This is a genomic window from Streptomyces sp. NPDC001594 (assembly GCF_042893675.1).
Lineage (GTDB): Bacteria > Actinomycetota > Actinomycetes > Streptomycetales > Streptomycetaceae > Streptomyces.
The window spans coordinates 128,162-154,021 of sequence record NZ_JBIAVB010000012.1 but is presented as its reverse complement, the minus strand read 5'-3'; the positions used below and the strand labels follow the sequence as shown (position 1 = coordinate 154,021).

The following is a 25,860-nucleotide window of genomic DNA, read 5'->3' as shown; positions in this document are numbered from 1 at the left end:
GCGGTCAGCAGCTCAGGTTGGCCCCCGGGGTGACGCCCAGCAGGCTGGTGAACGCCTGGTACTTGTCCACCCGGCTCTGCACCTGCGCCGGGTTGCCGCCGTTGCACTCCAGGGCCCCGTTGATGGAGCGGATGGTCTCGCCGAAGCCCGCTCCGTTGACCATGGCCGCGTGGGCGGTCATCGTGCCCGGACCGTTCTGGGTGTTCCAGTACCAGAGCGCCGTCTTCATCGCGACGGCCGGGTCCTGCTCCACGAGGTAGGGGTTGGCGAGCAGGTTGATGCCGAGGGCGTCGCCGGCGGCCTTGTAGTTGAAGTTCCAGCTGAGCTGGATGGGGCCGCGGCCGTAGTAGGCGGCCTGGCCGGCCGGGCAGCCGTAGGGCTGCGAGGCGTCGCAGTAGTGCGGGTAGTTGGCGGTGTTCTGCTCGACGATGTACACCAGCCCGCCCGTCTCGTGGGAGACGTTCGCGAGGAAGGCCGCCGCCTCGCGCCGCTTGACCGTGTCGTCCCCGGTGTTGGCGAAGGCGGGGTAGGCGGAGAGCGCGGCGACCAGGCCGTTGTAGGTGTAGAAGGGGTTGCGGTTCGGGAACATCCGGTTGAACTGGGCCTCGCTGACCACGAACCCGGACGGGTTCCCGGTGCCCGGGTCGGGGTCCTGGCCGCCCCCGCCGCCACAGGCGCCCTGGTCCGACCAGACGCCCCACTGGCCGGTGGTGCCCGGGGTCTCGCCCTGGGTCCACCACTTGGCCTGCCAGTTGTGGCCGCCGTACGAGGCGTTCATGCCGCCCGTGTAGACGGCGGAGGAGCTCCAGGCGCCGGCGCACGCGGGGGCGGCCGAGGCGGGGGAGGCGGGCAGGGCGACGGCGAGACCGAGGGTCGCGGTGGCGGCGGTGGCGAGGGAGAGGGCGCGGCGGCGAAGCGCACGTATCACGTGAACTGCTCCTTGAGTGGGGGGAGTCGTCGCGGGAAGTGGGGGGCGACGAGTACCGCCACTGAACCGAACTGGTATGGACCTGTCAAGGTCTAGACCAAACTTCGGAGCGGCGTGCGTGCGGGGAAACGCCGGAGCGGCGTGGCGACCGCGTCGCCACGCCGCTCCGGAGCCGCTGGATCAGCTGCCGGCCGACAGGTTCCCGGACAGGACCGGGATGTTGTCCACGATGTGCGAGAGGGTCTCGTCACCCTTGGCCTGGGTGGAGTTCTCGGCGCACTGCTGGTTCTGCGGGTTGGAGGCGATCGGGATGTCCTGGACGCCGACGTTGATCAGGGCGAGGACGGACTGGACGTTGACCTTGGCGGGCAGGCCGACGCAGAGCTTGTTCAGCGAGCCCTGGACCACACCGAGCTCCGGGCTCATCGCGCCCGAGGTCTCCTGGTTGCCGTAGATCTGCTGCGCGCCGTTGCCGTTGACGGTGTTGACGCCGTTGTCGTTGCCGATCGCCATCGCCGGGGAGGCCGCGAGGGCGCCCGTGCCCAGGATGGAGGCGGTGACCGCAGCGGTGGCCATGAACTTCTTGAGCATTGGGGATCCTTCTGTCGCATGAGCTGTCCCCGGCGGGACGTCTGGATCAACTGCCCCCGGCGCCAGGGGTTATCGCCCGTCACCCGGGCGGCCCAACGATCCGTCCGGAAGGGCTGCTCAGACGGGTGGCGCCGGGGCCTCGGCGCCACCCCCCGCGCGGATCGCCCGCAGTGCCGCGGTGTGCAGCGCGTGCGGGTCGCCGTGCGCCGCCGGACTGCCCGTGAGGGTGTACCACTCGTCCGCGTCCGTGTACTGCACCTCGAAACGGACCTTCCCGTCCGGGCCGCCGGTGGTGCGCAGCGTCAGCGGGCCGGTGATGACGCCGACCTCGTCGGTCATGGCCCCGCCGGGGCCGGCGAGGACCTCGTCCTGCCACTGGTACTGACGGGGGCCGGTCATGCGGCGCAGGTGTCGATCATGGTGGTCAGCATGGCCCTCTCGGCATCGGTGACGGTCAGCCCGTAGTGGGATTTGACGGTGGTCCAGGCGCGCCCGTACTGGCACCAGCTCGACTTGTCCGCCGGCTGCCACAGGTCGGGGCTCTGGTCGCCCTTGGAACGGTTGGAGGCGGCCGAGACGGCCAGCAGCTGGGGCCGCGTCAGGTCGTTGGCGAAGGCCTTGCGCTTGGCCGAGTCCCACCCGGCGGCGCCCGAGCGCCACGCCTCGGCGAGCGGGACCATGTGGTCGATGTCCAGCTTCGACGCCTCGTTGACGGTGACCCCGTCGTACAGGCTCTTCCAGCTGCCCGAAACGGCCCGGCACTCGGCGTCCCGGGTGACGTTCTTGCCGTCGCGCTGGAGGACCGCCTCGCGGGTGTCGCACTTGTCGCCCTGCTCGGCCCAGTGGGTGAACTTGTCGCGGCTGTACCCGGCCATGGTGCCGGGCTTGCCCGTTTTGAGCGCCGCCAGCTGGGCGCGCGCCACGGCCGCGCCGACCATGCCCGGCAGCACGTCCCCCGGGAGCGGCTTGGCGTCCCCGGCCGGAGGCGCGGAGGAGGCGGAGGGGGCCGCGCCCGAGGCCGGCCCGTGCGGGGTCTTCCCGTCCGCCTGGCCCTTCGGGCCGCCGCACCCGCTCAGCCCGATCAGCAGCACCGCGGCCACCGCCCCCGCGCACACCCTGGTCTGACGACCCATGACAACCCCACCCCGCCCGGACGGAACCCGCACACCGACTCGGGAAGCCTACCCATAACCGGACAACCAACCCCGCACCGGCCCCTGGACGGGGTGCCGATTCCTTTCCGCCGCCCCCCAGGTCACCCGCCGTGCCAGATCCTCCGGTACGCCTCCCGGTAGCCCTTCGGGTCCCAGGAGGTGGCCCCGCCGCTGTTCTCGGCCGTCACCACGTGGACCGGGGCGACGTAGCCGCTGGCCGGCTGCCCGGCGAAGGCGCGGTTGAACTCGTCGACGGCCTGCCAGCCCTGCTGGGACAGCGGTTCGGGGACGGTGGCCGCCTGGAAGCCGCGGCTGTTGATCCGCTGGAAGGCGGACGGGTCCCCGTCGCCCGCACCGATGTTGAAGGGCGGCCCCCCGCCCGGCCGCCCGGCGGCGCGGAGGGCCGGGGCGGCGTCGGCGAAGTACAGGTCGTTGATTGCCACGGAGTCGGTCCACCGGTCCCCGAAGCGCGACAGCAGCGAGGAGACCTCCTGGGGGGTGCGCTGGCCGGCGTCCGGGATGGGGATGTTCTCCGTGGCGAGCACGTCCACGCCCGGGCAGGCCGCGAGCCGCCGTCCGATCAGCTCCGCCTTGCCGCGGGCGAAGGGGACGGAGTCGTCGGTGAAGACGACCACCCCGGCCGCGCCGCCGGAGCGGGCGACGACCCAGTCCGCGCTGATCCCCGCCACCTCCTCCACCCTGGTGGTGATGTTGGTGAACAGCCGGGGCTCCGTGCTCGGGCCGGGGGAGCCGACCGCGTGCCAGCCGATCAGCGTGATGCCCTCCGCCCGGGCTTGCGCCGTCTGCTGCGCCGTCAGCCGCGGGTCGAAGCCGCCGATGACGATGCCCGAGGGCCGCAGGGTGACCGCCTGGCCGAGCGCGGCCTGGAGACCGGCCGGGCTGCCCTCCCCGTCGATCACCCGGACCTGCCAGCCGATGGCCGCCGCGGCCTCCCGGACCCCCTCGGCGACCCCGGCCACCCCGGGGTTGGTCATCGTCTGGGCGACGTAGACCAGGGACTTGCCGGGGACCGCCACCGGGCCGGTGGCGGGCCCGTTCCAGGCGGCGCCGGTCCGCTCGGCCAGCCGGACCGCCTCCCGCGCCCGGGCGAGCGCGGCCGGGCAGCGGGCACCGGAGGCGGTGGCCGAGGGGTGCGCGGAGCCGCCGCCGCCGCAGCCCGCGGCGAGTACGGCGGAGGCGGCCCACAGGGCCGCCGCCGCGAGGAGGCGCTTGCGCATCGGGTACACGGTGCTCCTGGTCAGGGGTGTGCGGGCGGCCGGGGGGAGACGGCGTCGGCGGGGGAGGCGGGCCCGGCCGCCGCGGGACGGGCGCGCAGCCGCCGCCGGGCCGCGTAGCCCGCCAGGCCGACGGCCACCAGCAGCGTCCCGCCGTTGAACAGCGGGGTGGCCCAGAAGTCGGCGCCGAGCTGGCCGATCCCGGCGAGCCCGACGGCGAGCACCCCGACGGCCACCAGGGTGCCGGGGGCGTTGGCCCGGCCGGGTCTGACGGTGGTGGAGCCCAGCAGGGCGCCGACGAAGGCCGGCAGCAGGTAGTCCAGGCCGACGCTCGGGTTCCCGATCTGCTGCTGCGCGGCGAGCAGCACCCCGGCGATCCCGGTGACCAGGCCCGAGGCGGCGAACGCGCAGACCGCGTACCGGCGGGTGGGGATCCCCAGGACGGCGGCGGCCCGGGGGTTGGAGCCGGCGACGTACAGGTACCGGCCGAAGGGCAGCCGTTCCAGCACCGCCCAGAGCACCGCGGCGGCGGCCAGGACGTAGAACGCCGGCAGCGGCAGACCGAGGAACGTGGTGTCGTACAGGGCGGTGAAGGAGGGCGGCAGCCCCTGCGGGCCGGGCACGACGCGGCTGCCCTCGGTGAGCCATCCGGTGAAGGCGTACATGATGCTGCCCGTGCCCAGGGTGGCGATGAAGGAGTCGATGCGGGCGAACTCGACGACGATCCCGTTCACCGCGCCGGCCAGCGCGCCGCCCGCGACCACGGCGAGGCAGGCCAGGGGCCAGGGCGTGCCGGTATCGACGACGAGGTGCATCACCAGGACGTGGGCCAGCCCCAGCCCGTAGCCGAGGGACAGGTCGAACTTCCCGGTGGCGATCGGCACCGTCGCGCCGAGGGCGAGCAGGGCGGGGATCGCCTGGGCGGACAGGATCGAGGAGACGTTGTCCCGGGTGGGGAAGGTGGCCGGCAGGGCGAGGGAGAACGCCAGGAACAGCAGGACGCCCAGGGCCGGCAGGCCGTAGGTGCCGACGAGGTGCCCGCGCGGGGAACGGGCGCTCACGGAGCCCCCGCGGGTCCGGTGACGGCGGGCACGGCCGAGGCGGTGCGGGTGAGTCCGGCCGGGGTCAGGCGGGCGCCGGACAGCTCGGCCGCCACCGATCCCCGGACGAAGACCAGCGCGCGGTGGCAGAGGTCCGCGACCTCCTCGAAGTCGGTGGACACCAGCAGGACCGCCGTCCCGTCGGCGGCCGCACCGTCGAGCATCCGGTGCACCGCGGCCTTGGCGCCCACGTCCACGCTCGCGGTCGGCTCCTCCAGGACCAGCAGCCGCGGGTGCCCGCGCAGCCACCGGGCCAGGACGACCTTCTGCTGGTTGCCGCCCGACAGGGAGGCGAGGGGCGCCTCGGTGTCCGCGGGGCGCACCGCGAAGCGTTCGGTCAGCGCGGCCGCCTCGCGCCGCTCGCGCCGGGGCCCCAGCCAGTGCCAGGCCGGCACCCCGGCCGCCCCGGGGTTGGCCAGCAGGTTCTCCCGGACCGTCAGATCGGGGGCGCAGCCCTCCTCCTGGCGGTCGGCGGCCACGAAGCCCACGCCCCGGCGCACCGCCCCGGCCGGTCCGCGCGGCCGGTAGGGCCGGCCGTCGAGCAGGACCCGGCCGCCGAGCAGCGGCAGCACCCCGGCCAGGGCGCGGCCCAGGTGCGCGTGGCCGGCTCCGGTCAGCCCCACCATGCCCAGGATCTCCCCGGCCGCCAGTTCCAGACTGACGGGCCCGCAGCCCGCGGTGGTCACGGCGTCCAGGCGCAGGACGGGGGGACGCCCGGGCGGGGGCGCGGCCGGGGTCGGGCGCCCGGGGCGGGCCGGGGCGCCGCCGCCCGTGATGTCCCGGACCAGCCGGTCGGGCCCGTATCCGGCGAGGGGGCCGCGGGCGGCGGTGCGGCCGTCGCGCAGGACGGCGAAGGAGTCGGCGACCCGGTGGACCTCGTCGAGCCGGTGGGTGACGTAGAGGATGCCGTGGCCCCGGTCGCGCAGGGCGTGCAGGACCTCGAAGAGGCGGGCGCAGTCGGCGGCGGGGAGGGTGGCGGTGGGCTCGTCGAGGACGAGGAGGCGGGTGTCGCGCGCGACGGCCCGGGCGATGGCCACCAGGGCGCGTTCGGCGGGGGCGAGGCCGGCGACGCGGGCGCCGGGGTCCAGATGGCCGGCGACGGCCGCGAGGGCCTCGGCGCACCGCTCCCGGGTGCGCCGCCAGGAGATCAGGCCGAGGCGGCGCGGGTAGCCGGTGGCCAGGGCGGTGTTCTCGGCGACGGTCATCCAGTCGACCAGGCCCGGATCCTGGTGGATGAAGGACATGGCCGCGGAGGCGGCCGCGCTGCCGAGCGGGTGTCCGGCCATGGTGACCTCGCCCGCGTCGGCCCGGTGGATCCCGGCGAGCACCTTGATGAGCGTGGACTTGCCGGCGCCGTTGGGGCCGAGGAGCGCGAGGACGCGGCCGGCGTGCAGGTCGAGGTCCACCCCGTCCAGCGCGACGGTGCCGCCGAACCGTTTGCGCAGGCCCCGGATCCGCAGGAGCGGCTCCGGGCCAGGCTGGGGCGGGGCGTCGTACTCGTCATGGGCGTCGTGCAACGGGACGTCTCCGGGGCCGGCCTCGGGCCCCCGCACGGGAGGGCGGACAGGGGGATGCTACTGGCCGGATGCCCCTATTTCGGGATACGGCGGACGTTAAGCGGCGTCCAGGGCGCATTCGGCCCAGATCACCTTGCCCCGCGGGGTGTAGCGGGTGCCCCAGGCCTGGGCCAGCTGGGCGACGAGGAACAGGCCGCGGCCGCCCTCGTCCGTGGTGGCCGCCCGCCGCAGGTGGGGGGCGGTGCTGCCGCCGTCGGAGACCTCGCAGATCAGTGTGCGGTCGTGGATGAGGCGTACCCGGATGGGCTCGCCCCCGTAGCGGATGGCGTTGGTGACCAGCTCGCTCAGCAGCAGTTCGGCGGCGAACGAGAGCTCCTCCAGCCCCCATTCGGCCAGCCGCCGGGTGGCGGCCGCGCGGACGTCGCAGACCTGGGCGGGGTCGGCCGGCAGGTCCCAGGCGGCGATCCGCCCGGCGGGCAGGGTGTGGGCGCGGGCGACGAGCAGGGCGATGTCGTCGCCCGGGTGCTCGGGGGCCATGGCGTCCATGACGGCCCGGCAGGTCTCCTCGGGGGCCCGGTCCGGGTGGGCGAGGACGGTCCGCAGCCGGTCGAGGGCGACGTCGATGTCGCCGTGGCGGTCCTCCACGAGGCCGTCGGTGTAGAGGACCAGCGTGCTGCCCTCGGGCAGCTCGATCTCGGCCGTCTCGAAGGGCAGCCCGCCCAGGCCCAGCGGGGGGCCGGCGGGCAGGTCGGGGAAGGTCACGAGGCCGTCGGGGTGGACCAGGGCGGGCGGGAGGTGGCCGGCCCGGGCCATGGTGCAGAGCCGGGTGGTCGGGTCGTAGACCGCGTACAGGCAGGTGGCCCCCACGACGCCGGTGCTGCCCGGGGCCTCGTCGCCGCCCTCCTCCCGGTCCAGGCGGACCAGGAGGTTGTCCAGGTGGGTGAGGAGCTCGTCGGGGGCGAGTTCCAGTTCGGCGAAGGTGCGGGCGGCGGTCCGCAGCCGGCCCATCGTGGCGGCGGCGTGCAGTCCGTGGCCCACCACGTCTCCGACGAGGAGGGCGACCCGGGTGCCCGAGAGCGGGATGACGTCGAACCAGTCGCCGCCGACCCCGGACTCGGCGGGCAGGTAGCGGTGGGCCACCTCGACGGCGCCCTGTTCGGGCAGGCCGCGCGGCAGGAGGCTGCGCTGGAGGGCCAGGGCCAGGTTGTGCTCCCGGGTGTAGCGGCGGGCGTTGTCGACGCACAGGGCGGCCCGGGCGGCGAGCTCCCCGGCGAGCCGGACGTCGTCGTCCCCGAACGGGGCCGGGTCCTGGGCGCGGTAGAAGCTCGCGATGCCCAGCAGCACCCCGCGGGCGAGCAGCGGGACGACGATCAGGGAGTGCACGCCGTGTGCCAGGAGCCGGCGGGCCCGCCGCGGGTCCTGGGCGATCCAGCCCGCGGCGGAGCCCAGCTCGGGCTCCAGGACGGGGTGCCCGCCGGTCAGGCAGCGCATGTGGGGGCCGCCGGGGAACAGCTCCACGTGCTGACCGGCCGGCTGGAAGGGGCAGTCGTCGCGGATGCCGTGGACCACCGTGCGGCGCAGCTCGGCCGCCGGGTCGGCCGATTCCTCGCCGTGCAGGACGGACTCGGGCAGGTCGACGGTGACGTGGTCGGCCAGCCGCGGGACCGCCGTCTCGGCGAGCTCCAGGGCGGTGCGGGCCACGTCCAGGGTGGTGCCGATGAGGGTGCTGGCCTCGGCCAGCAGCTCCAGGCGCCGCCGGGCCGCGACGGCGTACTTGCCCACCTCCGGCTCGCCGACCAGCACCAGGCCGCGGAAGGCGTCCCGGGGCCGGGCGGGGGGCGCGGGGTGGTCCGGGGGCGCGGCGTGCGGGTCGGGCGGGCCGGCGCCGATGACGGCCTCGACGACCATGCCGTCGACGCCGGCCCCGCTGGTGAGGGGGCGGCTGAGCAGGGTGGCCTCGCCGCCGTGGGGGAGGGCCACGCCGAAGGCGCCCCGGCGGGCCGAGGAGATCAGCTCGGTGGCCCGCTCCCTGAGCACCGCCCGGTCGTGCGGGTCCAGTCCGGGGGCGGCGGGGCCCGGCGGCAGGTCCGCCCCGTCCGCCGCGCCGGGGCCGGCCGGGGCCGTCGTCCGGGCGAGTCGTTCGGCGTCGAGGTAGGTGCGCAGCAGGCCGCGTTCGCGCTCCGCGCTCTGGGCCATCAGCCGCCGCTCGATCGTGCCGACCGCGCGGCCCAGCAGGACCGGCAGCTCCGGGTTCTCGTAGGCGTAGGGGTAGCCGAAACAGAGCACGCCGACGACCTGCCCGCTGAGCCGGTCGCGGATGGGGGCGGCGCAGCAGGCGTTCGACTGGGCGCGCTCGGCGAAGTGCTCGGCGCGGTAGACCTGCACGGGGCGGCGTTCGGCCAGGGCGAGGCCGATGCCGTTGGTCCCGCCGTACCGCTCGGCGAAGACGAAACCGGGCCTTGTCTGGATGGGGGGCAGGCTGCGGGCCAGGGAGGGTTCGCCGAAGCGGCGTTGCAGGACCATGCCGTCCGCGTCGGTGACCGAGATGTTCATCCGGCTGCCGGAGAACCGGTTCTGCAGCTCGTCGAGGACCGGTCCGGCGGCCCGCACGAGCCGGCTGTCGGGGTCGAAGTCCTCCCGGTAGGGGAGGTCGGCCTCGTCGGGGGAGAGCCCCAGCAGCCGGCAGCGCAGCCAGGAGTCCAGGATGGGGCCGCGCACCCCGCCCTCCACCGGCTCGCCCCCCAGGAACCGCTCACGGGAGCGTGCGGGGCCCGTCTGGTCTCCCGTGACCCCCATCTGCATCACTTCCCCTTGCCGGGGCCGGCCGGCGGCGTCGAGGCGATCGCTCTGGTCCGTGCGGTGTGCGGTGTGTGGTGTGTGTGCGGTGGAGCTTCAATCAGTGCGATTTGAGTATATTCCGGGAGTTTTCCCGCTTCACAGGACGGCGACCGGATTGACCGGCGACCCCGTTCCGCCGGGGACGTTCAGCGGGCTCACGACGAGCAGGAACGCGTACCGCCCGGTTCCGGCGCACGCCGCGGACAGCCCCTCCAGGTCCAGGTTGTCCAGCAGGGGCACCCCCATGGCCGCCAGGGCGAGGGTGTGCACCGGGGAGTGCACGCCCTCGACCGGCGAGGGGCGCAGGTCCCCGTCCCCGTCCGAGCCCAGCAGGCTGATCCCGCGCCCGGCCAGCAGGGGCACCGCGTCCACGTGGAAGCCCGCGCTCGCCGCGTCGAGGTCCCACGGGCCCAGCTCCCGGCGACGCCGGAAGCGGCCCGTGCGCAACAGCACCGCGCAGCCCTCGTCGATCTCCGCGCCGAGCGCCCGTTCCGCGGCCAGCACGTCGCCCGCCCGCACCGCCCGCCCGGGCTCCAGCCAGCCGGTCCCCAGGACGGCGGGCAGGTCCAGCAGCACGCCCTTGGTGACGAGCGGGCCCAGGGCGGCCACCGAACCGAAGCGGGCGCCGCCCGAGCCGACGGCCGCGCGGGCCGGACGGCCCCCGTAGAGCTCCCCCCGGTAGGCGATGTGGCACAGCGCGTCGAGGTGGCTGACGGACTTCCCGTGGTAGTCGGCGCCGAGGAAGTCCTTGTGGGCGGTGGGCTCCGGGGACTCCACGTCGCCCAGGTCGGTCATGTGGTGCAGGGCCGGCCGCGGGTTGTCCGGGGAGGGGCGGGTGTCCCACGGCCGCCCGAGCGGCACGGCCGCACCGTCGCGGACCAGGGCGGCCGCCCGCAGCACGTGGGCGGGGGTGACCCGGTTCCAGGCGCCCCGGGCGGCCGGGTCCCAGCGGCCCCAGGTGCGGACCTCGGCGAACAGGGCGTCGAACTCCTCCCGGGAGACCCGGGGGGCCTGTTCGGTGTCGGGGTCGGTGCTCATGCGGGGCGCTCCGGTGTCGCGGGGGCCGGCCGGCGGGCCGTCCCCGCATCCCTACCCCCCGCGCCGCGCCCCCGGACGGTGCCCCGGCGCGACGCGCCGCACGAAGTGGCGGCCGTACGCCCGGGCGGGGCAGGCTGGACTCATGAGAGCGCCCTGGCGCTCGCCCCCGGAACCGGGAGCCCGCGGCCACCACCAGTTCCTCTTCACCCTCGCGCAGGGCGTCCCCTTCGCGATCGCCCTCGCGGTGCTCCTCGTCGAACTCACCCCCGCGCACCTCGTCTACAGCGGCCCGATGCTGGTCGCCACCCCCGCCCTCGCGGCGGTCACCCTCGGCCCCGCCGGGACGCTCGCGGCGGCCGGACTGGCCCTCTGCGTCAGCGTCGTCACCGCCACGTACAACCACGCCTGGGGCGGCCAGCAGGTCTACACGAACCTCCTCGCCCTCGTCCTGGTCACCACGGCCAGCGTCATGACCAGCCGCGCCGTCCGCACCCGCCGCGACCACGAGCTGGGCCAGGTCCGCCGGATCGCCGAGGCCGCCCAGGAGGTCCTGCTGCGGCCCGTCCCCGCCCGGCTGGGCCCCGTACGCGCCGCCAGCATGTACCTGGCCGCCGAGACGGGCGCGCAGATCGGCGGCGACCTCTACGACGCCGTCCAGACCCGGTACGGGGTCCGGCTCATCGTCGGGGACGTCCGGGGCAAGGGGCTGCCCGCGGTACGCGCCGCCGCCGTCGTCCTGGGCGCCTTCCGGGAGTCCGTGCACTACGAGGACGACCTGGTGGAGGTCGTCCGGCACTGCGGCGCGGCCCTGTGCCGGGACGCGGGCACCCCGGGCGCCGGCCTGGCCGGCGGCGAGGAGGCCCTCCTGGAGGGCTTCGTGACCGCGGTCGTGGCCCAGATCCCCGACAGCCCCGACGTGCAGGTCGTCAACCGGGGCCACCCGCCCCCGCTGCTGCTGCGCGACGGCGCGGTCCGCCCGCTGGTGCCCGCCCTCCCGCTGCCGCCGCTCGGCCTGGAGGAGCTCATGAGCGGCCCCCCGGGCAGGACGGAGACCCATCCGTTCCTGCCGGGGGACCGGCTGCTGCTGTACACCGACGGGATCCTCGAGGCCCGCGACGGCGAGGACACCTTCTTCGATCTCGCCGGGGCCGTGGAGGCCCTGCGCGACCGCACCCGGCAGTCCTTCCTGGAGGGCCTGCGCGGGGCGCTGCTGCGCCATGCGCGCGGCCGGCTGGCCGACGACGTGGCGGTCGTCCTCGTCGACCGGATCGACTGAGATCCGGCTTTTAACCCGCCGTCCGCAGAGCTGTCAAGTCCCGACTTTCCGGAACGTGACCCTGCTGTGCCCGCTGGGGCTTACTTGAGGCACGGAAAGGAAACGAGGAAACAGGAAAGAGAGGGAAAACCTCCCCGGAGGAATTCCCGATCGAATCCCCCTCACTCCCTCACCGCACCGCCCACGAATTCCGGGCACCCCATCAACGGAATGCACAGTCAGGAGAAACTCATGAACCGCAAGTTTGACACCACCGGTACCGTCCGCCCGCAGCGCCGGGGATTCCGCCTGGCGACCCTGGCGGCCGCCGCGGCCATCGTCACCGGAGGCGTCGTCCTCCCGGCCTCGACGGCCATGGCGGCTCCCGCTCCGTCCCACGTGGTCACCGCCTTCCACAACGGCGGCGGCAAGGGCGGGGACGGCGGCGACGGCGGCGGCGGCCTGATCGGCGGCGGCGGTGGCTCCGGTGGTTCCGGCGGCGGCAGCGTCTTCGGCACCGGCGGCGACGGCGGCAAGGGCGGCAACGGCGGTAACGGCATCCTCTCCGGCGGTGGCGGCGGCGGTGGCGGCGGTGGCGGCGACGGCGTCATCGGCGGCAACGGCGGCGGCGGCGGAAAGGGCGGCTCCGGCCTCTTCGGCGGGAACGGCGGCGGCGGCGGTGGCGGCGGCGACGGCCTCCTCAAGGGCGGCAACGGCGGCAAGGGCGGCGGCGGCGGGTTCGGCGTCTTCCAGGGCGGCAACGGAGGCAAGGGCGGCACCGGCGGCCTCGGCATCTTCGGCGGCCTCGGCGGCGGCGGCGGCACCGGCGGCGGAAGCATCTTCTGACCGGCGCCCGGCATGACGGGGTGGAGGCCCTCGGGCCTCCCCCCACCCCCTCACCCTCTCGATCCCCTCCCACTCCTGTGACTCGAAGTTCTCTGAAACGGAGAAACCCCCATGTTCACGATCCCCTTCCAGCGTCCGCTCATCCTGGCCGCGGCCTCCCTGGCCCTCGTCACCGGTACGGCCTGCGCCGCGCAGGCGGCGGTGTCCCACACCCCGGCGGCCACCAGCGCCTCGGCCCCGGCCCTGCGGACCTCGGACTGCGCCCTGGGCGGCCTGGGCGGCGAGGGCGGCAAGGGCGGCGAGGGCGGCAAGGGTGGTCAGCCCGGCCAGCCGGGCGAGCCCGGCAAGCCCGGTGGAACGGCTTGCCTCGGCTTCTCCGACCTGCCGGACAAGCCCAAGTCGGAACTGACCGTCGTGGACAAGGTGCGCATCGTGCTCACGGTGATGGCGGCCGACGACTCCAAGGACATGACGCACAAGATCGCCGACAAGTACAAGATCAGCACCGAGCAGATCGACACCTGGAAGAAGCAGTACCAGGACGGTGACTGGTTCGCCCTGATGAGCGGCACCACCACCTGATCCCGCGAGGCGGACGAGCCGGAACGAAAGGCTCCGGGGCGCCCCGGCCCGAAACGGCCGGGGCGCCCCGCGCATCCCAAGGAAAAAGACTTCTCAGCCGTAGCGGAAACGATTCCCCAGCAAGGAAGAAATGCCATGCGTATACGTTCTTGGAAGCTTCGTCTCGGTCTCGTCGTCTCCACCACCCTCCTCGGTGCCGGCGCCCTCGCCCCGATCGCCTCCGCGGCCCCCGCCGCACCGGCCGTCCAGCAGGCCCAGGTCCTCGCCCAGCACGGCTCCGGCAACGGCTCCGGCCCGCTCGGGAAGATCTTCGGCGGCTCCGGCTCCGGCTCCGGCGCCGGCGGGGTCAAGATCGGCCACGGCAGCGTCCGCGTCGGCGACAACGTCTGCGCCGGCCGCTGCAACGGCACCGTCAACGGCACCAACGGGAGCGGCGGCGGCATCTGCGCCGGCCTCTGCAACGGCAGCGCCAACGGCGGCGACGGCACCACCGGCCCGGTCGGCGGCAACGGCACCGATGGCGGCAAGGGCGGCGTCTGCGCCGGCGTCTGCCACGGCAGCGCCAACGGCGGCAACGGCGGCAACGGCGGCGACGCCCCTCCCGGCGGCGACGGCGGCGACGGCGGCCGGGGCGGCAACGGCGGGATCTGCGTCGGCGTCGGCTGCGAGAGCAGCGGCCTCGGCGGCCGCGGCGGCGACGGCGGCGACGGCTGACCCCCGGCCCACGCACCCTCGGACGCCCTCCGGAGCACCCGCCCCGGAGGGCGTCCCGCGCGTACGGGCCCCGCCGGTGAGGGGCACCCCGCGGGACCACTGGATAGACTTTCCATGAGCCAATAGCGGCCAGCCGCGCGCCAGCGCGACCGCGGCGGCCGGGTGAGGGCGGCGCCTGATGGGCACGGCATCCAATCTGCACCTGTACGCGGACGGCCGGGCCTCCGGGCTCATCGGCCGGCAGATCGCGGGCTACCTGGTCGAGCGCATGATCGGCCGCGGCGGCATGGCCGTCGTCTACCAGGCCAGGGACCTGCGGCTGGACCGCACGGTCGCGCTCAAGCTGATCGCCCCCGAACGGGCCCGCGACGAGACCTTCCGGCGGCGCTTCACCCACGAGTCACGGGTGGCCGCGGCCATCGACCACCCCCACATCGTGCCCGTCTTCGAAGCCGGCGAGACCGGCGGCCTCCTCTACATCGCCATGCGCTACGTCGCCGGCCTGGACCTGAGGGCCCTGCTCGACCGCGAGGGGCCCCTGCCCGTCACCACCGCCCTGCGGATCGCCGGCCAGCTCGCCTCCGCCCTCGACGCGGCCCACCGCCACGACCTCGTCCACCGGGACGTCAAACCCGGCAACGTGCTGGTCGCCGCGGGCACCGACAGCGACCATCCCGAGCACATCTACCTCACCGACTTCGGACTCACGAAGAAGGCCCTGTCACCCACCGGCTTCACCACCGCCGGGGAGTTCGTCGGCACCGTCGACTACATGGCGCCCGAGCAGATCTCCGGGCGCCCGGTGGACGGCAGGTGCGACCTCTACAGCCTGGCCTGCGTGGTCTACGAGACCCTCGCGGGCGGCCCGCCCTTCGGGCGCGACACCGAGCCCACCGCGCTGCTGTGGGCGCACCAGTACGACCCGCCCCCCAAGCTCACCGGAACGCGGCCGGAGATCGCGCCCGCCGTCGACGAGGTGCTGGCCAGGGGCCTGGCGAAGGTGCCCGAGGACCGCTACGACAGCTGCCTTGAGTTCATCGCCGCCCTGCGCGCCGCGACCGGCACCCCCGCCGCCCGCCGCACCGACACGGAGCCCGGCGTCCGGGCGGACCACCCGCCCACCGAGGTCTGCGTGGTCCCCGAGCCGCCGCAGGAGCCCCCGGCCTGGGCCCTGCCCGTCTTCCGCGCACAGCACGACGGCCCGCACGGCGCGATGCCGTACGGGCCGTAGGGCCGGGGGGAGCTTCGTTCAGAGGCCCAGGGAGACGGCCAGGCGGGTCAGCTCCGCCGTGGTGTAGACGCCGAACTTGGCGCGGATGCGGCGCAGGTAGGCGTCGACGGTGTGCTTGGAGAGCCCCATGTTGCGGGCGGCCTGGAGATAGGTGCACCCGGCGGCGATGTGGCGCAGCGCCTCCTGCTCACGCGGGGCCAGCGAGGTCGAGGTCGAGGGGGCTTCGACGTGCTCCAGAACGAGGGTGAGGCTCATGGGATTTCCTCCGCCGTGTCGGCTCGGTCATCGCTGCTGCTCACACCCTTGGAAGCAGAGGGACATATATCGGAATGTCGCTGTATGTCCCTGTTAAAGAGCTTGCGGGCGCCACTTCATAGAGTTGTCCGTCGACTGTCACAGGCGCGTCACAGGGAACCGGAACACGGAACCCTCAGAACCCCACCACCGACTGCTCGGCCCAGATGGTCTTCCCGGTGGGGGCGTGCCGCGTCCCCCAGCGCTGGGCCAGCTGGGCCACCAGCAGCAGCCCGCGCCCGCCCTCGTCGAAGGTCCGGGCCCGCCGCATGTGCGGGGCCGTACTGCTCGCGTCGGAGACCTCGCAGATCAGCGTGTCGTTCTCGTGTATCAGGCGCAGCTGGATGGGCGGTCGGCCGTACCGGATGGCATTGGTGACCAGCTCGCTCACCACCAGCTCGGCGACGAACGCGGCCTCGTCCAGCTCCCACGCCGTCAGCTGCTCGGTGGTGTACCGGCGGGCGTCGGCCACGACCGAGGGATCCGACGGCAGGTCCCACACCACCACCTTGTCCGCGTGCAGGGCCCGGGTCCGGGCCACCAGCAGGGCCACGTCGTCGTCGGGACGGTGGGTCAGCAGCGCCGACAGCACCCGGTCGCAGACCGTGTCCAGCGTCGAGGCGGGCCGCGTCAGCGCCGAGAACAGGCTGTCCAGGGCCTCGTCCAGGTCGTGCTCCCGGGCCTGGAGCAGCCCGTCGGTGTACAGGGCGAGGAGACTGCCCTCGGGCAGCTCCACCTCGATGGTCTCGAACGGCAGCCCGCCCAGGCCCAGCGGCGGCCCGGCCGGCACGTCGAGCAGGTACACCGAGCCCTCCGGGGAGACCACGGCGGGCGGCGGGTGACCGGCCCGGGCCACGGTGCAGTGCCGGGTCACCGGGTCGTAGACCACGTACAGGCACGTCGTCCCGATGCCCCCCGCCGACTCCTCGGGCGCGTCCGGATCGGCCTCGTCCGCGGACAGGTGGATGATCAGGTCGTCCAGGTGGGTCAGCAGCTCGTCGGGCGGCAGGTCCACGTCCGCCAGGGTGCGCACGGCCGTCCGCAGCCGGCCCATGGTCGCCGAGGCCCGGATGCCGTGCCCGACCACGTCGCCCACCACCAGCGCCACCCGGGCCCCCGACAGCGGGATCACGTCGAACCAGTCGCCGCCCACACCGGCCTCGCCGCCGGCGGGCAGGTAACGGGAGGCGATCTCCAGCGCCCCCTGCCGGGGCAGCGTGTGCGGCAGCAGGCTGCGCTGCAGCGTCATGGTGGTGGTGTGCTCACGGTGCTCCCGGCCCGGGCCGGGCGGCTGCGCGGCGCCCCCGTCCGGCCGGGCGGTGAGCTCCTCGGCCAGCCGCAGGTGCTCGGGGTGCGCGGCGTGCTCGGCGGAACCCCGGTCGTGCGCGGCCAGGCACACCGCCCGCACCCGCCCGTCCCGGTCGCGCAGCGGGGCCAGGGAGGTCTCCCAGCCCTGCTCGGGCCCTTCCCCCGTCCGGGGGACGAACGCGGTCAGCTGCTGCGGCTCGCCGGTCTCGACGACCAGGCGCATCCGCCGTTCCGTCTCGTCGCTCACCGGGTCCGGGGCGATCTCCGGCAGCCGCAGCCCCCGCATCTGCTCCTCGGTCAGGGAGAGGGTGCGCTGCATGCCCGCGTTGGCCCGCAGCAGCCGCAGGTCCGCGTCGAAGACCGCCAGGAAACACGGCGACTGGGCGAACGCCCACTCGTTCAGCGGAGTCTCCCGGGGCCCGTCGGCCGGGTCCGGCACGGCGGACACCACCGTCCACTTGACGGTCCCGCCCGTGGACGTCCACCGGTGGGCGATCAGCGGCACCTCCACCCGCCGGCCGTCCCGGTGCCGCAGCGCCACCGTGCCGCTCCACCGCCCCTGCCCCGGACCGGCCTCCCGGACGGCCCCGCCGTCCTCGGCCAGCAGCCGGGCGGCGGGCTGTCCCACCACCTCGGAGGGGGCGTACCCCAGGAGCCGGCGGGCGCCCTCGCCCCACTCGGTCACGACGCCGTCCTCGCCGATCATGGCCGTCGCGGTGTACGCCGCCCCGGCGGAGCCGCTCGTCTCCTGCGGCCGCTCACCGGGAAAGGTGGGAAGTTGCGCCATCGCAGCTCATCTCGCCCTCGCTAGGCAGGGTGCTCCACTGACAAGCATGATCCGGCCGGGCGGGGAGCACCAACGCAACGCGGCCGCGTCCCCCGTCCTCACGGGCCCGTGAGGACCAGGGCCACGACCGCCTCCCCGGTCCGCCAGGCCATCGCCCGGCGCGGGCCGCCGAGCGCGGGCGGGCGCAGCCCCAGGAGCGGGATCCGGCGCGGCGCCGGGCCGAACACCCCGCTGCGGTCGGCCTTGACCGCGGCCTCCTTCAGCGCCCAGGCCCCGGCCAGCGCCTCCGGCCGGTCCGGGCCGATCAGGGAGAGCTCCCCCGGGGAGAAGGCGTGGTCCGCGACCCGGCGCACGGCGGCGGCCGAGCCCGTCTCGCACAGGTCCACGCCCACCGGCCGCCCGGCCAGGGCCGCGGCGGCGTGGCCGGCGGTGTGGCTGATGGAGACGTGCACCCGGGGCGGCGGGCTGCCGCCGACGAGGAGCTGCGGGCTGCCGTCCTCCCTGGGCAGGACCTCCACCTCCCGGGCCGGGGCCCCGAGGAGTTCACCGGCCAGCCGCTTGGCGAGCAGGCGGCCGGCCATCCACTCGGACCGGCGCCAGGCCGGCAGCGCGCGGGCCACCCGCTGTTCGGCCGGGGAGAGGCGCAGCGGCAGGTGGGTGAGGTCGGGGCGGCGGGCCACCAGCAGCCCGGCCCCGCCCCAGTGGTGGACGCGGCCCGGGACGAGCGGCCGGAAGACGGTCTCCACGGCGGGCCCCGGTCAGGCGGCAGCCGGGGCCGCGGCGGCGGAGCCCGCAGCCCCCGCCCCGGCCGCCGCCGCGTCGAGCCGGCGCAGTTCCCGCGTCAGCGCGGTCACCGTCCGGCGGATCTGTTCGGGCGTGTGGTCGCGGGTGACGAAGAACCGCAGCCGGGCCAGCTCCTCCGGGACGGCCGGGTGGAGGATGGGGTTGACGCTGACGCCCTGCCGGAACAGGGCCTCCGCCAGGCGCAGGGTCTTCGCCGAGTCCCCGACGATGCACGGCACGACGGGCGTGTCGTGGCTGTCGCCGATGTCGAGCCCCGCCGCACGCGCCAGGCGGGCGAACAGGGAGGCGTTCGCCGCCAGGCGGGCCACCCGCTCCGGTTCGGCCCGCAGCAGGCGCAGCGCGGCCAGGGAGGCGGCCGTGTCGGCCGGGGTCAGTCCGGCGCTGTAGACGAAGCCGGGGGCGGTGTACCGCAGGTACTCGACCACCGCCCGGGCGCCCGCGACGTAGCCGCCGCAGCCGGCCAGCGCCTTGGACAGGGTGCCCGCCCACAGGTCGACGGCCGCGCGGTCCACACCGTGGTACTCGCCGATGCCGCCGCCCGTCGCGCCGATCGTCCCGATGCTGTGCGCCTCGTCGACCATCAGCAGGGCGCCGTGCCGCCGCTTGACCTCGATCAGGGCCGGCAGGTCGGCGATGTCGCCGTCCATGCTGTACACGCCCTCGACGACCACGAGCACCCTGCGGTACTGGTGGCGGACCTGGGCCAGCAAGGCGTCCAGGGCGGCGGCGTCGTCGTGCGGGAACGGCCGCCGCGTGGCGCCGGAGAGCCGGCAGCCCTGCAGGATGCTGTCGTGGGCCAGGGCGTCGTGGACCACGAGGTCCCCGGGGCCCACGAGGTGCCCGACGACGGTGACGTTGGTGGCGTGGCCGTTGGCCAGGGCGAGGGCGGAATCGCAGCCGAGCAGGGCGGCGAGCTCCGCCTCCAGCTCCAGGTGGAGCGGGCGGTTGCCGGACAGCAGCCGGCTGGCCGACACCGAGGTGCCGTAGCGCTCCACGGCCTCCCGGGCCGCCGCCGTGACCCGCGGGTCCGTGGCCATGCCGAGGTAGTTGTAGCCGGAGAAGGAGAGGAGCTCGCGGCCGTCGACCACGGTGGTGCCGGTCAGGCCGCCCTCGTGGACGAGGAAGTACGGGTTGGCCAGCCCCGTCCGGCCGAGGAGGGCGAAGCGCTCGCCGTGACGGGCGACCTCGGGGAAGCACTCGATCCGCGTGTGCTCCTCGGGCAGCGGCGCCCCCGCGGGCGGCGGCTCGCACCCGGGCGCCGGCGGCGCGGCCACGGGGGATGCCTCGGGCGCGGGGGCCGCGGCGACCGGCTCCGGGACGGCCCGCGGCGCGGGGGTCGGGGCGACGGGCTCCGGGACGGTCTGCGGTGCGGGGGCGGGGGCGGCTGTGGCGGGCGCCTGTGGCGCGGAGGTCGGGGCGGCCTGGGGTGGGGCGGCGGGCGCCTCGGGGTCGGTCGCCGGGGCGGCCGGCTCCGGCGCGACCCGTGGCACGGGGACCGGGTGGGCGGCGGCGATCTGTGCGGCCAGCCCGCCGACGGTCGGCCGGGCGGCGGCCCCCTCGTCGAACTCCCACTGCGGCCACTGCCGGGCCAGGGCCGTGAACAGGTCGGTCAGCATCAGCGAGTCGAACCCGAGGTCGTCGACCAGGAGCTGGTCCCCGCGCAGATGGCCGACGGGGAAGGCACTGACCCGCGCCACCTGCGCGAGGACGGACTCGGTGACCGCGTCGGCCTCGCGGTCGCGGGGAACGGGCTCCCCATGGGAAGCGAGCGGGTCGGACCCCTCCGGCACGGGCGCCGGTGGGGCGGTGAGCCGGGCGGAGGAGGCGGTCCAGAGGGGGACGGCGGGTTCGGGGACGGCCACGGCAGGGCCCTCCGCGGCACCCGCGGCCGGGGCCGGCGTGGCCGCCGGAAGGCCGCCCGGGCCCGCCGGATCCCGGCCGTCGAGCCCCTGGAAGGCGCCCCGGGCATCCGGTGACCGGACGGCGTCGGCCCGGGTGCCGGAGGCCGGGACGTCAGGGGCCAGGCTCGCACCGGCCGGTGCGGCCCCGACCCGGCCCGCGTCGGTCCGGGCGGTGTCCGCCGGGGTGGCGGCCGCCGCACCGCCGGGCCTGGAGTCGGCACGGGCCCTCAGGGCCGGGCCGTCCGGGCCCCGGGCGGCTTCGGGACGGTTGTCCGCTGCCGTGGCGTCGACCGCCGGGCGTGCGTCGGCCGGGGCGGCCCCGGTCCGGGCTGTCGCGGGCGGGGCCGCGGTGGTCGTGGGGACGGGCTTGCGGGGTTCCGGGAGGGCGTTGGTGAGGTGGGTGAGGAGGGCCGCCTGGTGGCGGATCAGGCGCAGGAGTTCGTACGGGGTGCCGTCCGACGGGGGCTGCGCGGGCGGGGCGGGGCGCCCGGCCGGTACCCAGTAGGACTGGGCGTCCAGCTCCGCCGGGGGCAGGTCCAGCATCCGGCGGTGCTCGGCCGGGACCAGGCCCCGCGGATCGACCGGGACGCCCAGGACCGCGAGCCGGGCCAGGGTCCGGACGAAGCCGCGGCCGTCCTCCCGTTCCACCGCGTCGGCGGCGAAGAGGTGCACGTCGTCGTGGTGGTAGAGGGTGCGGCGGACCGCGGTGAGCAGCGAGCCGCCCCCGTTCACCTGGAGGAACACGCGCGCGCCCTGCCCGTAGGCGGTGCGGACCGCGTCACCGAAGCGCACCGGCACGGACGCGTGCCGGGCCCACAGCCCGCGCAGCGCGGCGGGGTCCGCGCAGAGCTGCCCGTCCACCGAGGAGACGAACGGCACCACGGGAGCGGTGATCCGCCGGGCGGCGAGCACCGCGCGCACCTCCTCCTCGGCCGGTGCCAGCAGCGGCGAGTGGAAGGCCCCCGTCACCTCGAGCGCCACCGTGACCACCCCGGCCCCGGCGCAGGCCTCCCGCAGCGCGGCCAGGCCCCGCGCGGTGCCGCTGACCACGATCTGGCGCTGCTCGTTGAAGCAGGCGGGCCACACCCCGTCGATGCCCTCGACCAGCCGCCGGCAGGTCTCCTCGTCCGTCTGCACCGCGAGCATCCCGCCCGGCGGGCCGCTCTCCGCCGCCCGCCGCATCGCCGCACCCCGCCCGGCCAGCAGCCGTACGGTGTCCTCGCCGGTCAGCGCCCCGGCGGCGGCCGCCGCCGCGAACTCCCCGACGCTGTGTCCGAGGGTGAGGTCCGGGGTGATCCCGCAGTCGGCGAGCAGAGCGGTGGCGGCGAGCTGGACGGCGCCCAGCACCGGCTGGCAGACCTCGGTGGCGGCCAGCCGCCGCCCGGCCTCCTCCGCCGGCGACCCTGTGCGGGCCGGCCGCGTCCCGTACAACAGGGCGGCCGTGTCCGCTCCGGCGACGGCGCCCAGCGCGTCGACGGCCGTACGGAACCCCGCGTACCGCTCGTAGAGGTCCCGCATCATGCCCGGCCGCTGGCTGCCCTGGCCGGGGTAGAGCAGGGCGACCCGGCGCTGCGCGGGCGGCAGCGGGGCCTCGGCGGCGAAGGCGTCGTCGCCGAGGTCGCCGCGGGCGCCGTCCTCCAGCTGCCGGCGGGCCCGGCGCAGCCGCTCCGTGAACTCCTCCGTGTCGGCGGCCACGATCGCCAGCCGGGTCTTCAGCGGCGCGCGGCCGCCCAGGGTGTGGGCCAGTGCCCCCAGCGGGGGCCGGTCCGCCGGGTCGAGTGCCGCAAGGGCGTCGAGCACGTCGCCGATGTGCCGGTCCAGCAGCCGGGGGCTGCCGGCCGACAGGAGGACCAGCTGGGGCGTGCCGTGGGCGGGAAAGGGGGCCTCCAGCGGCGGGCGGGCCGGAGCCGGCGCGGGCCGCTCCTCCAGCACCACGTGGACGTTGGTGCCGCCGAAGCCGAACGAGCTCACGGCGGCCCGGAGCGGGGCGTCCCCGTCCTTCCACGGCCGCGGGGTCTCGGCGAAGCGCAGGCCGGCCGCGGCAACGCCCAGGTCCGGGTGCGGGGCGGTGCGCGGCTGCGGCACGATCGTGCGGTGGTGGACCACCAGGGCGGTCTTGATCAGGCCCGCGATGCCCGCCGCCGACAGGGCGTGCCCGATGAGGGCCTTGCCCGAGCCGAGCCAGCACAGGCTCGGGTCGTCGTCCGGCCACTCGGTGCGCAGCCGCCGCAGCGCCTCGATCTCGGCGCGGTCGCCCGCGGCGGTGCCGGTGCCGTGGGCTTCCAGGAAGCCCACGGAGGACGGGGGCACCCCGGCGTCCTCGTAGGCACGGCGCATGGCGCGCAGCTGGCCCTCGGCCGTGGGGACCAGCGGGCCGGGGGAGGCGCCGTCGTTGGCGGAGCCGATGCCCCGGATCACGGCGTAGACGCGGTCCCCGGCGGCGAGCGCGTCGGCGAGCGGCCGGATGACGACCGTGCCGGCGCCCTCGCCGAGGACGAAGCCGTCGGCCTGCGCGTCGAACGGGCGGCACACCCCGGCGGCGGACAGCGCGCGCAGCCGGGAGAAGCCGATCAGGCTGTCGGGCGTGAGGTTGAGGTACACGCCGCCGACGACCGCGATCCGGCAGGTGCCCCGGTGCAGCTGGGCGATCGCCTGGTCGAGGGCGACGAGGGAGCCGGAGCAGGCGGCGTCCACGGCGAAGCTGGGGCCGCCCAGGTCGAACTGCCGGCTCACCGTGCCGGAGGCCATGTTGAGCAGGCTCCCCGGCAGGGTGAAGGACTGCACGGTGCCGAACCGCCGGGCCTGCTCCCGGGCGGCCTCGCGGTCGAAGGTGCCGTCCGCGGCCCCCTCCTCCTCGGCCAGGGCGATCGCCCGCAGGGGAGCCGCCATCAGGTCCTTGTAATCGGAGACGGAGAGGCCGAAGAAGACGCCGGTGTTCTCCCGGTCGAAGTCGCCGCGCCCCAGCCCCGCGTCCTCGAGGGCCTCGCGGGTCACGTCGAGCATCAGCCGGTGCTGCGGGTCCATGGCCCGGGCGCGGGCGGGGGGCACTCCGTAGTGGAGGGCGTCGAAGCGGTCCACCCCGTCCAGGAAGGCGACCTGGTCGGTGTAGGCGGCGTGGGTGGCCGAGTGGTTTCCGGGCTCGTGGAAGGTCCCGTGGTTCCAGCGCTCCGCCGGGACGGAGGAGAACTGGCGCTCCGCGCTCATCAGGAGCTTCCAGTAGGCGCGGGTGTCGCGGGCGCCGGGGAAGCGGCAGCCGAGTCCGGTGATGGCGATGTCGGTCATGACGGTCTTCCTTCGATGTGTGTGCCGTGTCGTGGTGGCGGGGATCAGGGGGAACGGGGCGGGGCGCGCCGGGTCAGGGCGGCGCGAGGGCCGGGGGCGGGGGCGCCGCCAGGACCGCCCGGGTCGGGCACGCGCCGGCCGGAGGGGGCGGGGGCGGGGGCGGCGCGGGAAGGGGCGGTGGGGGCCGGGGCGCCGGCCGTGCCGCGGCGGTCACCGGCCAGGGCGCCCACCAGTTCCAGGCGCCCGCCAGGCGCATCAGCGCCGGTACCAGGACCCCCCGTACCAAGGTGGCGTCGAGGAGCACGCCGAGGCCGGCGCCGATGCCGAAGAACTGCAGCAGGGACACCTGCGAGGTGCCGAAGCTCAGCAGGGTGAACGCGAGCAGGGCGCCCGCGGTCGTCACGATGCCGCCGGTGCGGGAGACGCCCGAGACGATCGACGTGGCGTTGTCCTCGCCGGCCTCGTGCGCCTCCTTGATGCGCGCGAGCACGAACACCTCGTAGTCCACCGACAGCCCGAAGACGATGCAGAACAGCAGCACCGGCATGGTCGTGCTGAGCGGCCCGGGCGTGAAGCCCAGCAGGTCGCGCAGATGGCCCGACTGGAACACCCAGACCATCGCACCGAGGACGGCCGCGAGGCTCAGGGCGTTCAGCGCGATCGCCTTCAGCGGCAGCAGCAGGCTCCGGGTGAAGCCGAGCAGCAGGGCGAAGGTGGTCAGGGCGATCAAGTACAGCGCCAGCGGGAGCCGCGCCCCCACCGTGGCCTTGGCGTCGACCAGTACCGCACTCGGCCCGCCGACGAGAACGGCGGTGCCCGCCGGGGCCGGAGTGGCACGGACCTCGTGCACCAGCCGCTGCGCGGCGCTCGACCGGGGGTCGTCCAGCGGCACCACGGAGAGCCGCTCCGGACCGGCTCCCGCGGCGGCCGCCCCGCCCGGGGCGGCCGGCGGGGCCACCTGCGGGCCGGGGCCGGGGGCCTGCTCCGGCAGGCCCTGCCGGAAGCCGACCCCGGGGCCGGTCACCCGGGCCACGTGCGGCAGCTGCGACAGCCGCAGGGCGTAGTCGGCCCGCTCCGACGCGGACACCGGGCCCGTCAGCACCACCGAGAGCGCACTCGCGCCCGCCGGGTCGAACTCCTCCCGCACCAGGTCACCGGTGCGCCGGCTGGACGAGCTCACCGGCAGCGCCCGGTCGTCCGGGGTGGCGAAACCGGCGTGCGCGAACGGCGCGGCGAGCACCAGCAGCAGGCCGATCACCGGCAGCGCCGCCAGCAGCGGCCGCCGCACGACGATCCGCGCGAGCCCCTCCCACAGCCGCGAGCGCGAGCCGCTGCGGGCCCGCCGGCGCCAGGGGACGGGCCAGGCGTTGACCCGTTCACCGAGCAGCGTCAGCAGCGCGGGCAGCACCGTGACGGCGCTGACCGCCGCGATGGCCACCACGGCGATGCCCGCGTACGCGAAGGAGCGCAGGAAGTAAGGGGGGAAGACCAGCAGCGTCGCCAGGGCGGCGGCGACCGTCGCGGCGCTGAACCCGATGGTGTGGCCGGCCGTCCGCACGGTCCGCACGGCGGCCTCGCGCGGGAGGTGCCCGGCGGCGAGCTCCTCGCGGAACCGGGAGACCACCAGCAGTCCGTAGTCGATGCCCAGCCCAAGGCCCAGCGCCGTGGTGAGGTTCAGCGCGAACACGGACACGTCCGTGACACCGCCCAGCAGGCTCAGCACGAGCAGCGTCCCGGCGATGGCCAGCACCCCGATCAGCAGCGGCAGCGCCGCGGCCACCACACTGCCAAACACCAGCACCAGCAGCACCAGGGTGCCCGGCAGGACGACGGCCTCGGCCCGCTTCAGGTCGGACTCCGAGAGGTCCTGGAGTTCGGCGTCGACCACGGCCGCACCGCCGACGTGCACGGCCAGGACGGGTCCGGCGCCGCCGTCCGGGGCACCGCCCGTGCCCAGCTCCTCGCGCAGCCGCCGGGCGCGCTCGCCGAGCTGCCCGCCCTCGCCGTCCAGGTGCGCCACCAGCATGGCCGCGTCCCCGTCCCGGCCGCGCAGCTCCGCGGCCCCGGGAGCGGCGGACCAGTACGAGGTCACCCCGCCCACGTACGGCTCGGCGGCGAGCCGGGCGGTCAGGGCCTCGCCCGCACTGCGGACCGCCGGGTCGTCGACGGAGCCGCCGCGGGTCCGGGCGACGAGGACCAGGTTCGGTTCGGCCCCGGCGTGCTCGGCCAGGAGCCGGGCGGCGCGGCTGGATTCGGAGCGCGGGTCGTCGTAGCCCTGGCTCTTCAGCCGGCCGGCCGCGCCCGCGCCGAACACGGCGGCCAGGACGAGGAAGGCCAGCGCGGCGAGGAGCACGAGTCGGGGACGGCGGGTCACGCGGTCCCCCGCACGACGGAACATGATGCCTCCGGTCCGGACGGGTGCTCCGGCACCCGACGGGTGCGCGGGGCGGTGGAC

General features: G+C 75.8%; 19 protein-coding genes. 5 read left to right on the top strand and 14 right to left on the bottom strand.

Annotated elements, in window-relative coordinates:
* Nucleotides 1–4 precede the first annotated feature (4 nt).
* From ACFY0O_RS23960 to ACFY0O_RS23920, 9 genes are all read right to left on the bottom strand, one after another.
* The gene (locus ACFY0O_RS23960; RefSeq protein WP_388949751.1) at nucleotides 5–928 is read right to left on the bottom strand and encodes a glycoside hydrolase family 19 protein; all 924 of its coding nucleotides are present in this window, start codon (nucleotides 926–928) and stop codon (nucleotides 5–7) included.
* A gap of 180 nt (nucleotides 929–1,108) precedes the next feature.
* On the bottom strand, nucleotides 1,109–1,519 hold the full coding sequence (locus ACFY0O_RS23955; RefSeq protein WP_388949748.1) for a rodlin: 411 nt from the start codon (nucleotides 1,517–1,519) through the stop codon (nucleotides 1,109–1,111).
* 117 nt (nucleotides 1,520–1,636) lie between these two features.
* Nucleotides 1,637–1,918 (bottom strand): hypothetical protein, encoded by a 282-nt coding sequence (locus ACFY0O_RS23950; RefSeq protein WP_358892148.1) that lies wholly within the window; start codon nucleotides 1,916–1,918, stop codon nucleotides 1,637–1,639.
* A complete protein-coding gene (locus ACFY0O_RS23945) occupies nucleotides 1,915–2,652 on the bottom strand; it encodes an HNH endonuclease family protein (RefSeq protein WP_388949744.1) in 738 nt (245 codons plus the stop codon). Before ACFY0O_RS23945 ends, ACFY0O_RS23950 begins: the two co-directional genes overlap by 4 nt.
* A gap of 122 nt (nucleotides 2,653–2,774) precedes the next feature.
* Nucleotides 2,775–3,911 carry a substrate-binding domain-containing protein gene (locus ACFY0O_RS23940; protein ID WP_388949741.1) on the bottom strand — a complete coding sequence of 379 codons (1,137 nt, stop codon included), beginning with the start codon at nucleotides 3,909–3,911 and terminating at the stop codon, nucleotides 2,775–2,777.
* Nucleotides 3,912–3,931: 20 nt separating this feature from the next.
* On the bottom strand, nucleotides 3,932–5,068 hold the full coding sequence (locus tag ACFY0O_RS23935; RefSeq protein WP_388950041.1) for an ABC transporter permease: 1,137 nt from the start codon (nucleotides 5,066–5,068) through the stop codon (nucleotides 3,932–3,934).
* Nucleotides 4,966–6,525 carry a sugar ABC transporter ATP-binding protein gene (locus ACFY0O_RS23930; RefSeq protein ID WP_388949738.1) on the bottom strand — a complete coding sequence of 520 codons (1,560 nt, stop codon included), beginning with the start codon at nucleotides 6,523–6,525 and terminating at the stop codon, nucleotides 4,966–4,968. The genes ACFY0O_RS23935 and ACFY0O_RS23930 overlap by 103 nt, the downstream gene beginning before the upstream one ends.
* A gap of 96 nt (nucleotides 6,526–6,621) precedes the next feature.
* Nucleotides 6,622–9,321, bottom strand: a complete 2,700-nt coding sequence (locus ACFY0O_RS23925; protein WP_388949735.1) for a SpoIIE family protein phosphatase — start codon at nucleotides 9,319–9,321, stop codon at nucleotides 6,622–6,624.
* Nucleotides 9,322–9,459: 138 nt separating this feature from the next.
* Complete coding sequence (locus ACFY0O_RS23920; protein WP_388949733.1) at nucleotides 9,460–10,401, bottom strand: cyclase family protein; 942 nt, start codon at nucleotides 10,399–10,401, stop codon at nucleotides 9,460–9,462.
* A gap of 142 nt (nucleotides 10,402–10,543) precedes the next feature.
* Between ACFY0O_RS23920 and ACFY0O_RS23915 the strand changes: the two genes are divergently transcribed.
* The 5 genes from ACFY0O_RS23915 to ACFY0O_RS23895 all read left to right on the top strand — a co-directional run bounded on the left by ACFY0O_RS23915 (nucleotide 10,544) and on the right by ACFY0O_RS23895 (nucleotide 15,029).
* Nucleotides 10,544–11,677 carry a PP2C family protein-serine/threonine phosphatase gene (locus ACFY0O_RS23915; RefSeq protein ID WP_388949730.1) on the top strand — a complete coding sequence of 378 codons (1,134 nt, stop codon included), beginning with the start codon at nucleotides 10,544–10,546 and terminating at the stop codon, nucleotides 11,675–11,677.
* 231 nt (nucleotides 11,678–11,908) lie between these two features.
* Complete coding sequence (locus ACFY0O_RS23910) at nucleotides 11,909–12,502, top strand: hypothetical protein (RefSeq protein ID WP_388949728.1); 594 nt, start codon at nucleotides 11,909–11,911, stop codon at nucleotides 12,500–12,502.
* A 111-nt stretch (nucleotides 12,503–12,613) separates the two neighbouring features.
* Entirely contained in the window at nucleotides 12,614–13,084 is a 471-nt protein-coding gene (locus tag ACFY0O_RS23905; RefSeq protein WP_388949725.1) for a hypothetical protein, read from the top strand.
* A 135-nt stretch (nucleotides 13,085–13,219) separates the two neighbouring features.
* Entirely contained in the window at nucleotides 13,220–13,798 is a 579-nt protein-coding gene (locus tag ACFY0O_RS23900) for a hypothetical protein (protein WP_388949723.1), read from the top strand.
* A gap of 178 nt (nucleotides 13,799–13,976) precedes the next feature.
* Nucleotides 13,977–15,029: a serine/threonine-protein kinase gene (locus tag ACFY0O_RS23895; protein ID WP_388949721.1), complete on the top strand. Its 1,053-nt coding sequence runs from the start codon at nucleotides 13,977–13,979 to the stop codon at nucleotides 15,027–15,029.
* 18 nt (nucleotides 15,030–15,047) lie between these two features.
* Here the strand turns inward: ACFY0O_RS23895 and ACFY0O_RS23890 are convergent, their stop codons facing one another.
* From ACFY0O_RS23890 to ACFY0O_RS23870, 5 genes are all read right to left on the bottom strand, one after another.
* Nucleotides 15,048–15,284 (bottom strand): response regulator transcription factor, encoded by a 237-nt coding sequence (locus ACFY0O_RS23890; RefSeq protein WP_388949718.1) that lies wholly within the window; start codon nucleotides 15,282–15,284, stop codon nucleotides 15,048–15,050.
* Nucleotides 15,285–15,459: 175 nt separating this feature from the next.
* Nucleotides 15,460–17,418, bottom strand: a complete 1,959-nt coding sequence (locus ACFY0O_RS23885; RefSeq protein ID WP_388949716.1) for a SpoIIE family protein phosphatase — start codon at nucleotides 17,416–17,418, stop codon at nucleotides 15,460–15,462.
* Nucleotides 17,419–17,516: 98 nt separating this feature from the next.
* The gene (locus ACFY0O_RS23880) at nucleotides 17,517–18,164 is read right to left on the bottom strand and encodes a 4'-phosphopantetheinyl transferase family protein (protein ID WP_388949713.1); all 648 of its coding nucleotides are present in this window, start codon (nucleotides 18,162–18,164) and stop codon (nucleotides 17,517–17,519) included.
* A 12-nt stretch (nucleotides 18,165–18,176) separates the two neighbouring features.
* Nucleotides 18,177–23,405 carry an aminotransferase class I/II-fold pyridoxal phosphate-dependent enzyme gene (locus tag ACFY0O_RS23875; RefSeq protein WP_388949712.1) on the bottom strand — a complete coding sequence of 1,743 codons (5,229 nt, stop codon included), beginning with the start codon at nucleotides 23,403–23,405 and terminating at the stop codon, nucleotides 18,177–18,179.
* Between the two features lie 73 nt (nucleotides 23,406–23,478).
* Entirely contained in the window at nucleotides 23,479–25,779 is a 2,301-nt protein-coding gene (locus ACFY0O_RS23870) for an MMPL family transporter (protein ID WP_388949709.1), read from the bottom strand.
* Between the last annotated feature and the right edge of the window lie 81 nt (nucleotides 25,780–25,860).

Excerpts from the sequence above, each read along its gene's own strand:
- ACFY0O_RS23955 (WP_388949748.1), bottom strand. The coding sequence starts at position 1,519 with ATGCTCAAGAAGTTCATGGCCACCGCTGCGGTCACCGCCTCCATCCTG.
- ACFY0O_RS23950 (WP_358892148.1), bottom strand. The coding sequence starts at position 1,918 with ATGACCGGCCCCCGTCAGTACCAGTGGCAGGACGAGGTCCTCGCCGGC.
- ACFY0O_RS23945 (WP_388949744.1), bottom strand. The coding sequence starts at position 2,652 with ATGGGTCGTCAGACCAGGGTGTGCGCGGGGGCGGTGGCCGCGGTGCTG.
- ACFY0O_RS23940 (WP_388949741.1), bottom strand. The coding sequence starts at position 3,911 with ATGCGCAAGCGCCTCCTCGCGGCGGCGGCCCTGTGGGCCGCCTCCGCC.
- ACFY0O_RS23925 (WP_388949735.1), bottom strand. The coding sequence starts at position 9,321 with ATGGGGGTCACGGGAGACCAGACGGGCCCCGCACGCTCCCGTGAGCGG.
- ACFY0O_RS23920 (WP_388949733.1), bottom strand. The coding sequence starts at position 10,401 with ATGAGCACCGACCCCGACACCGAACAGGCCCCCCGGGTCTCCCGGGAG.
- ACFY0O_RS23915 (WP_388949730.1), top strand. The coding sequence starts at position 10,544 with ATGAGAGCGCCCTGGCGCTCGCCCCCGGAACCGGGAGCCCGCGGCCAC.
- ACFY0O_RS23910 (WP_388949728.1), top strand. The coding sequence starts at position 11,909 with ATGAACCGCAAGTTTGACACCACCGGTACCGTCCGCCCGCAGCGCCGG.
- ACFY0O_RS23905 (WP_388949725.1), top strand. The coding sequence starts at position 12,614 with ATGTTCACGATCCCCTTCCAGCGTCCGCTCATCCTGGCCGCGGCCTCC.
- ACFY0O_RS23900 (WP_388949723.1), top strand. The coding sequence starts at position 13,220 with ATGCGTATACGTTCTTGGAAGCTTCGTCTCGGTCTCGTCGTCTCCACC.
- ACFY0O_RS23895 (WP_388949721.1), top strand. The coding sequence starts at position 13,977 with ATGGGCACGGCATCCAATCTGCACCTGTACGCGGACGGCCGGGCCTCC.
- ACFY0O_RS23890 (WP_388949718.1), bottom strand. The coding sequence starts at position 15,284 with ATGAGCCTCACCCTCGTTCTGGAGCACGTCGAAGCCCCCTCGACCTCG.
- ACFY0O_RS23885 (WP_388949716.1), bottom strand. The coding sequence starts at position 17,418 with ATGGCGCAACTTCCCACCTTTCCCGGTGAGCGGCCGCAGGAGACGAGC.
- ACFY0O_RS23875 (WP_388949712.1), bottom strand. The coding sequence starts at position 23,405 with ATGACCGACATCGCCATCACCGGACTCGGCTGCCGCTTCCCCGGCGCC.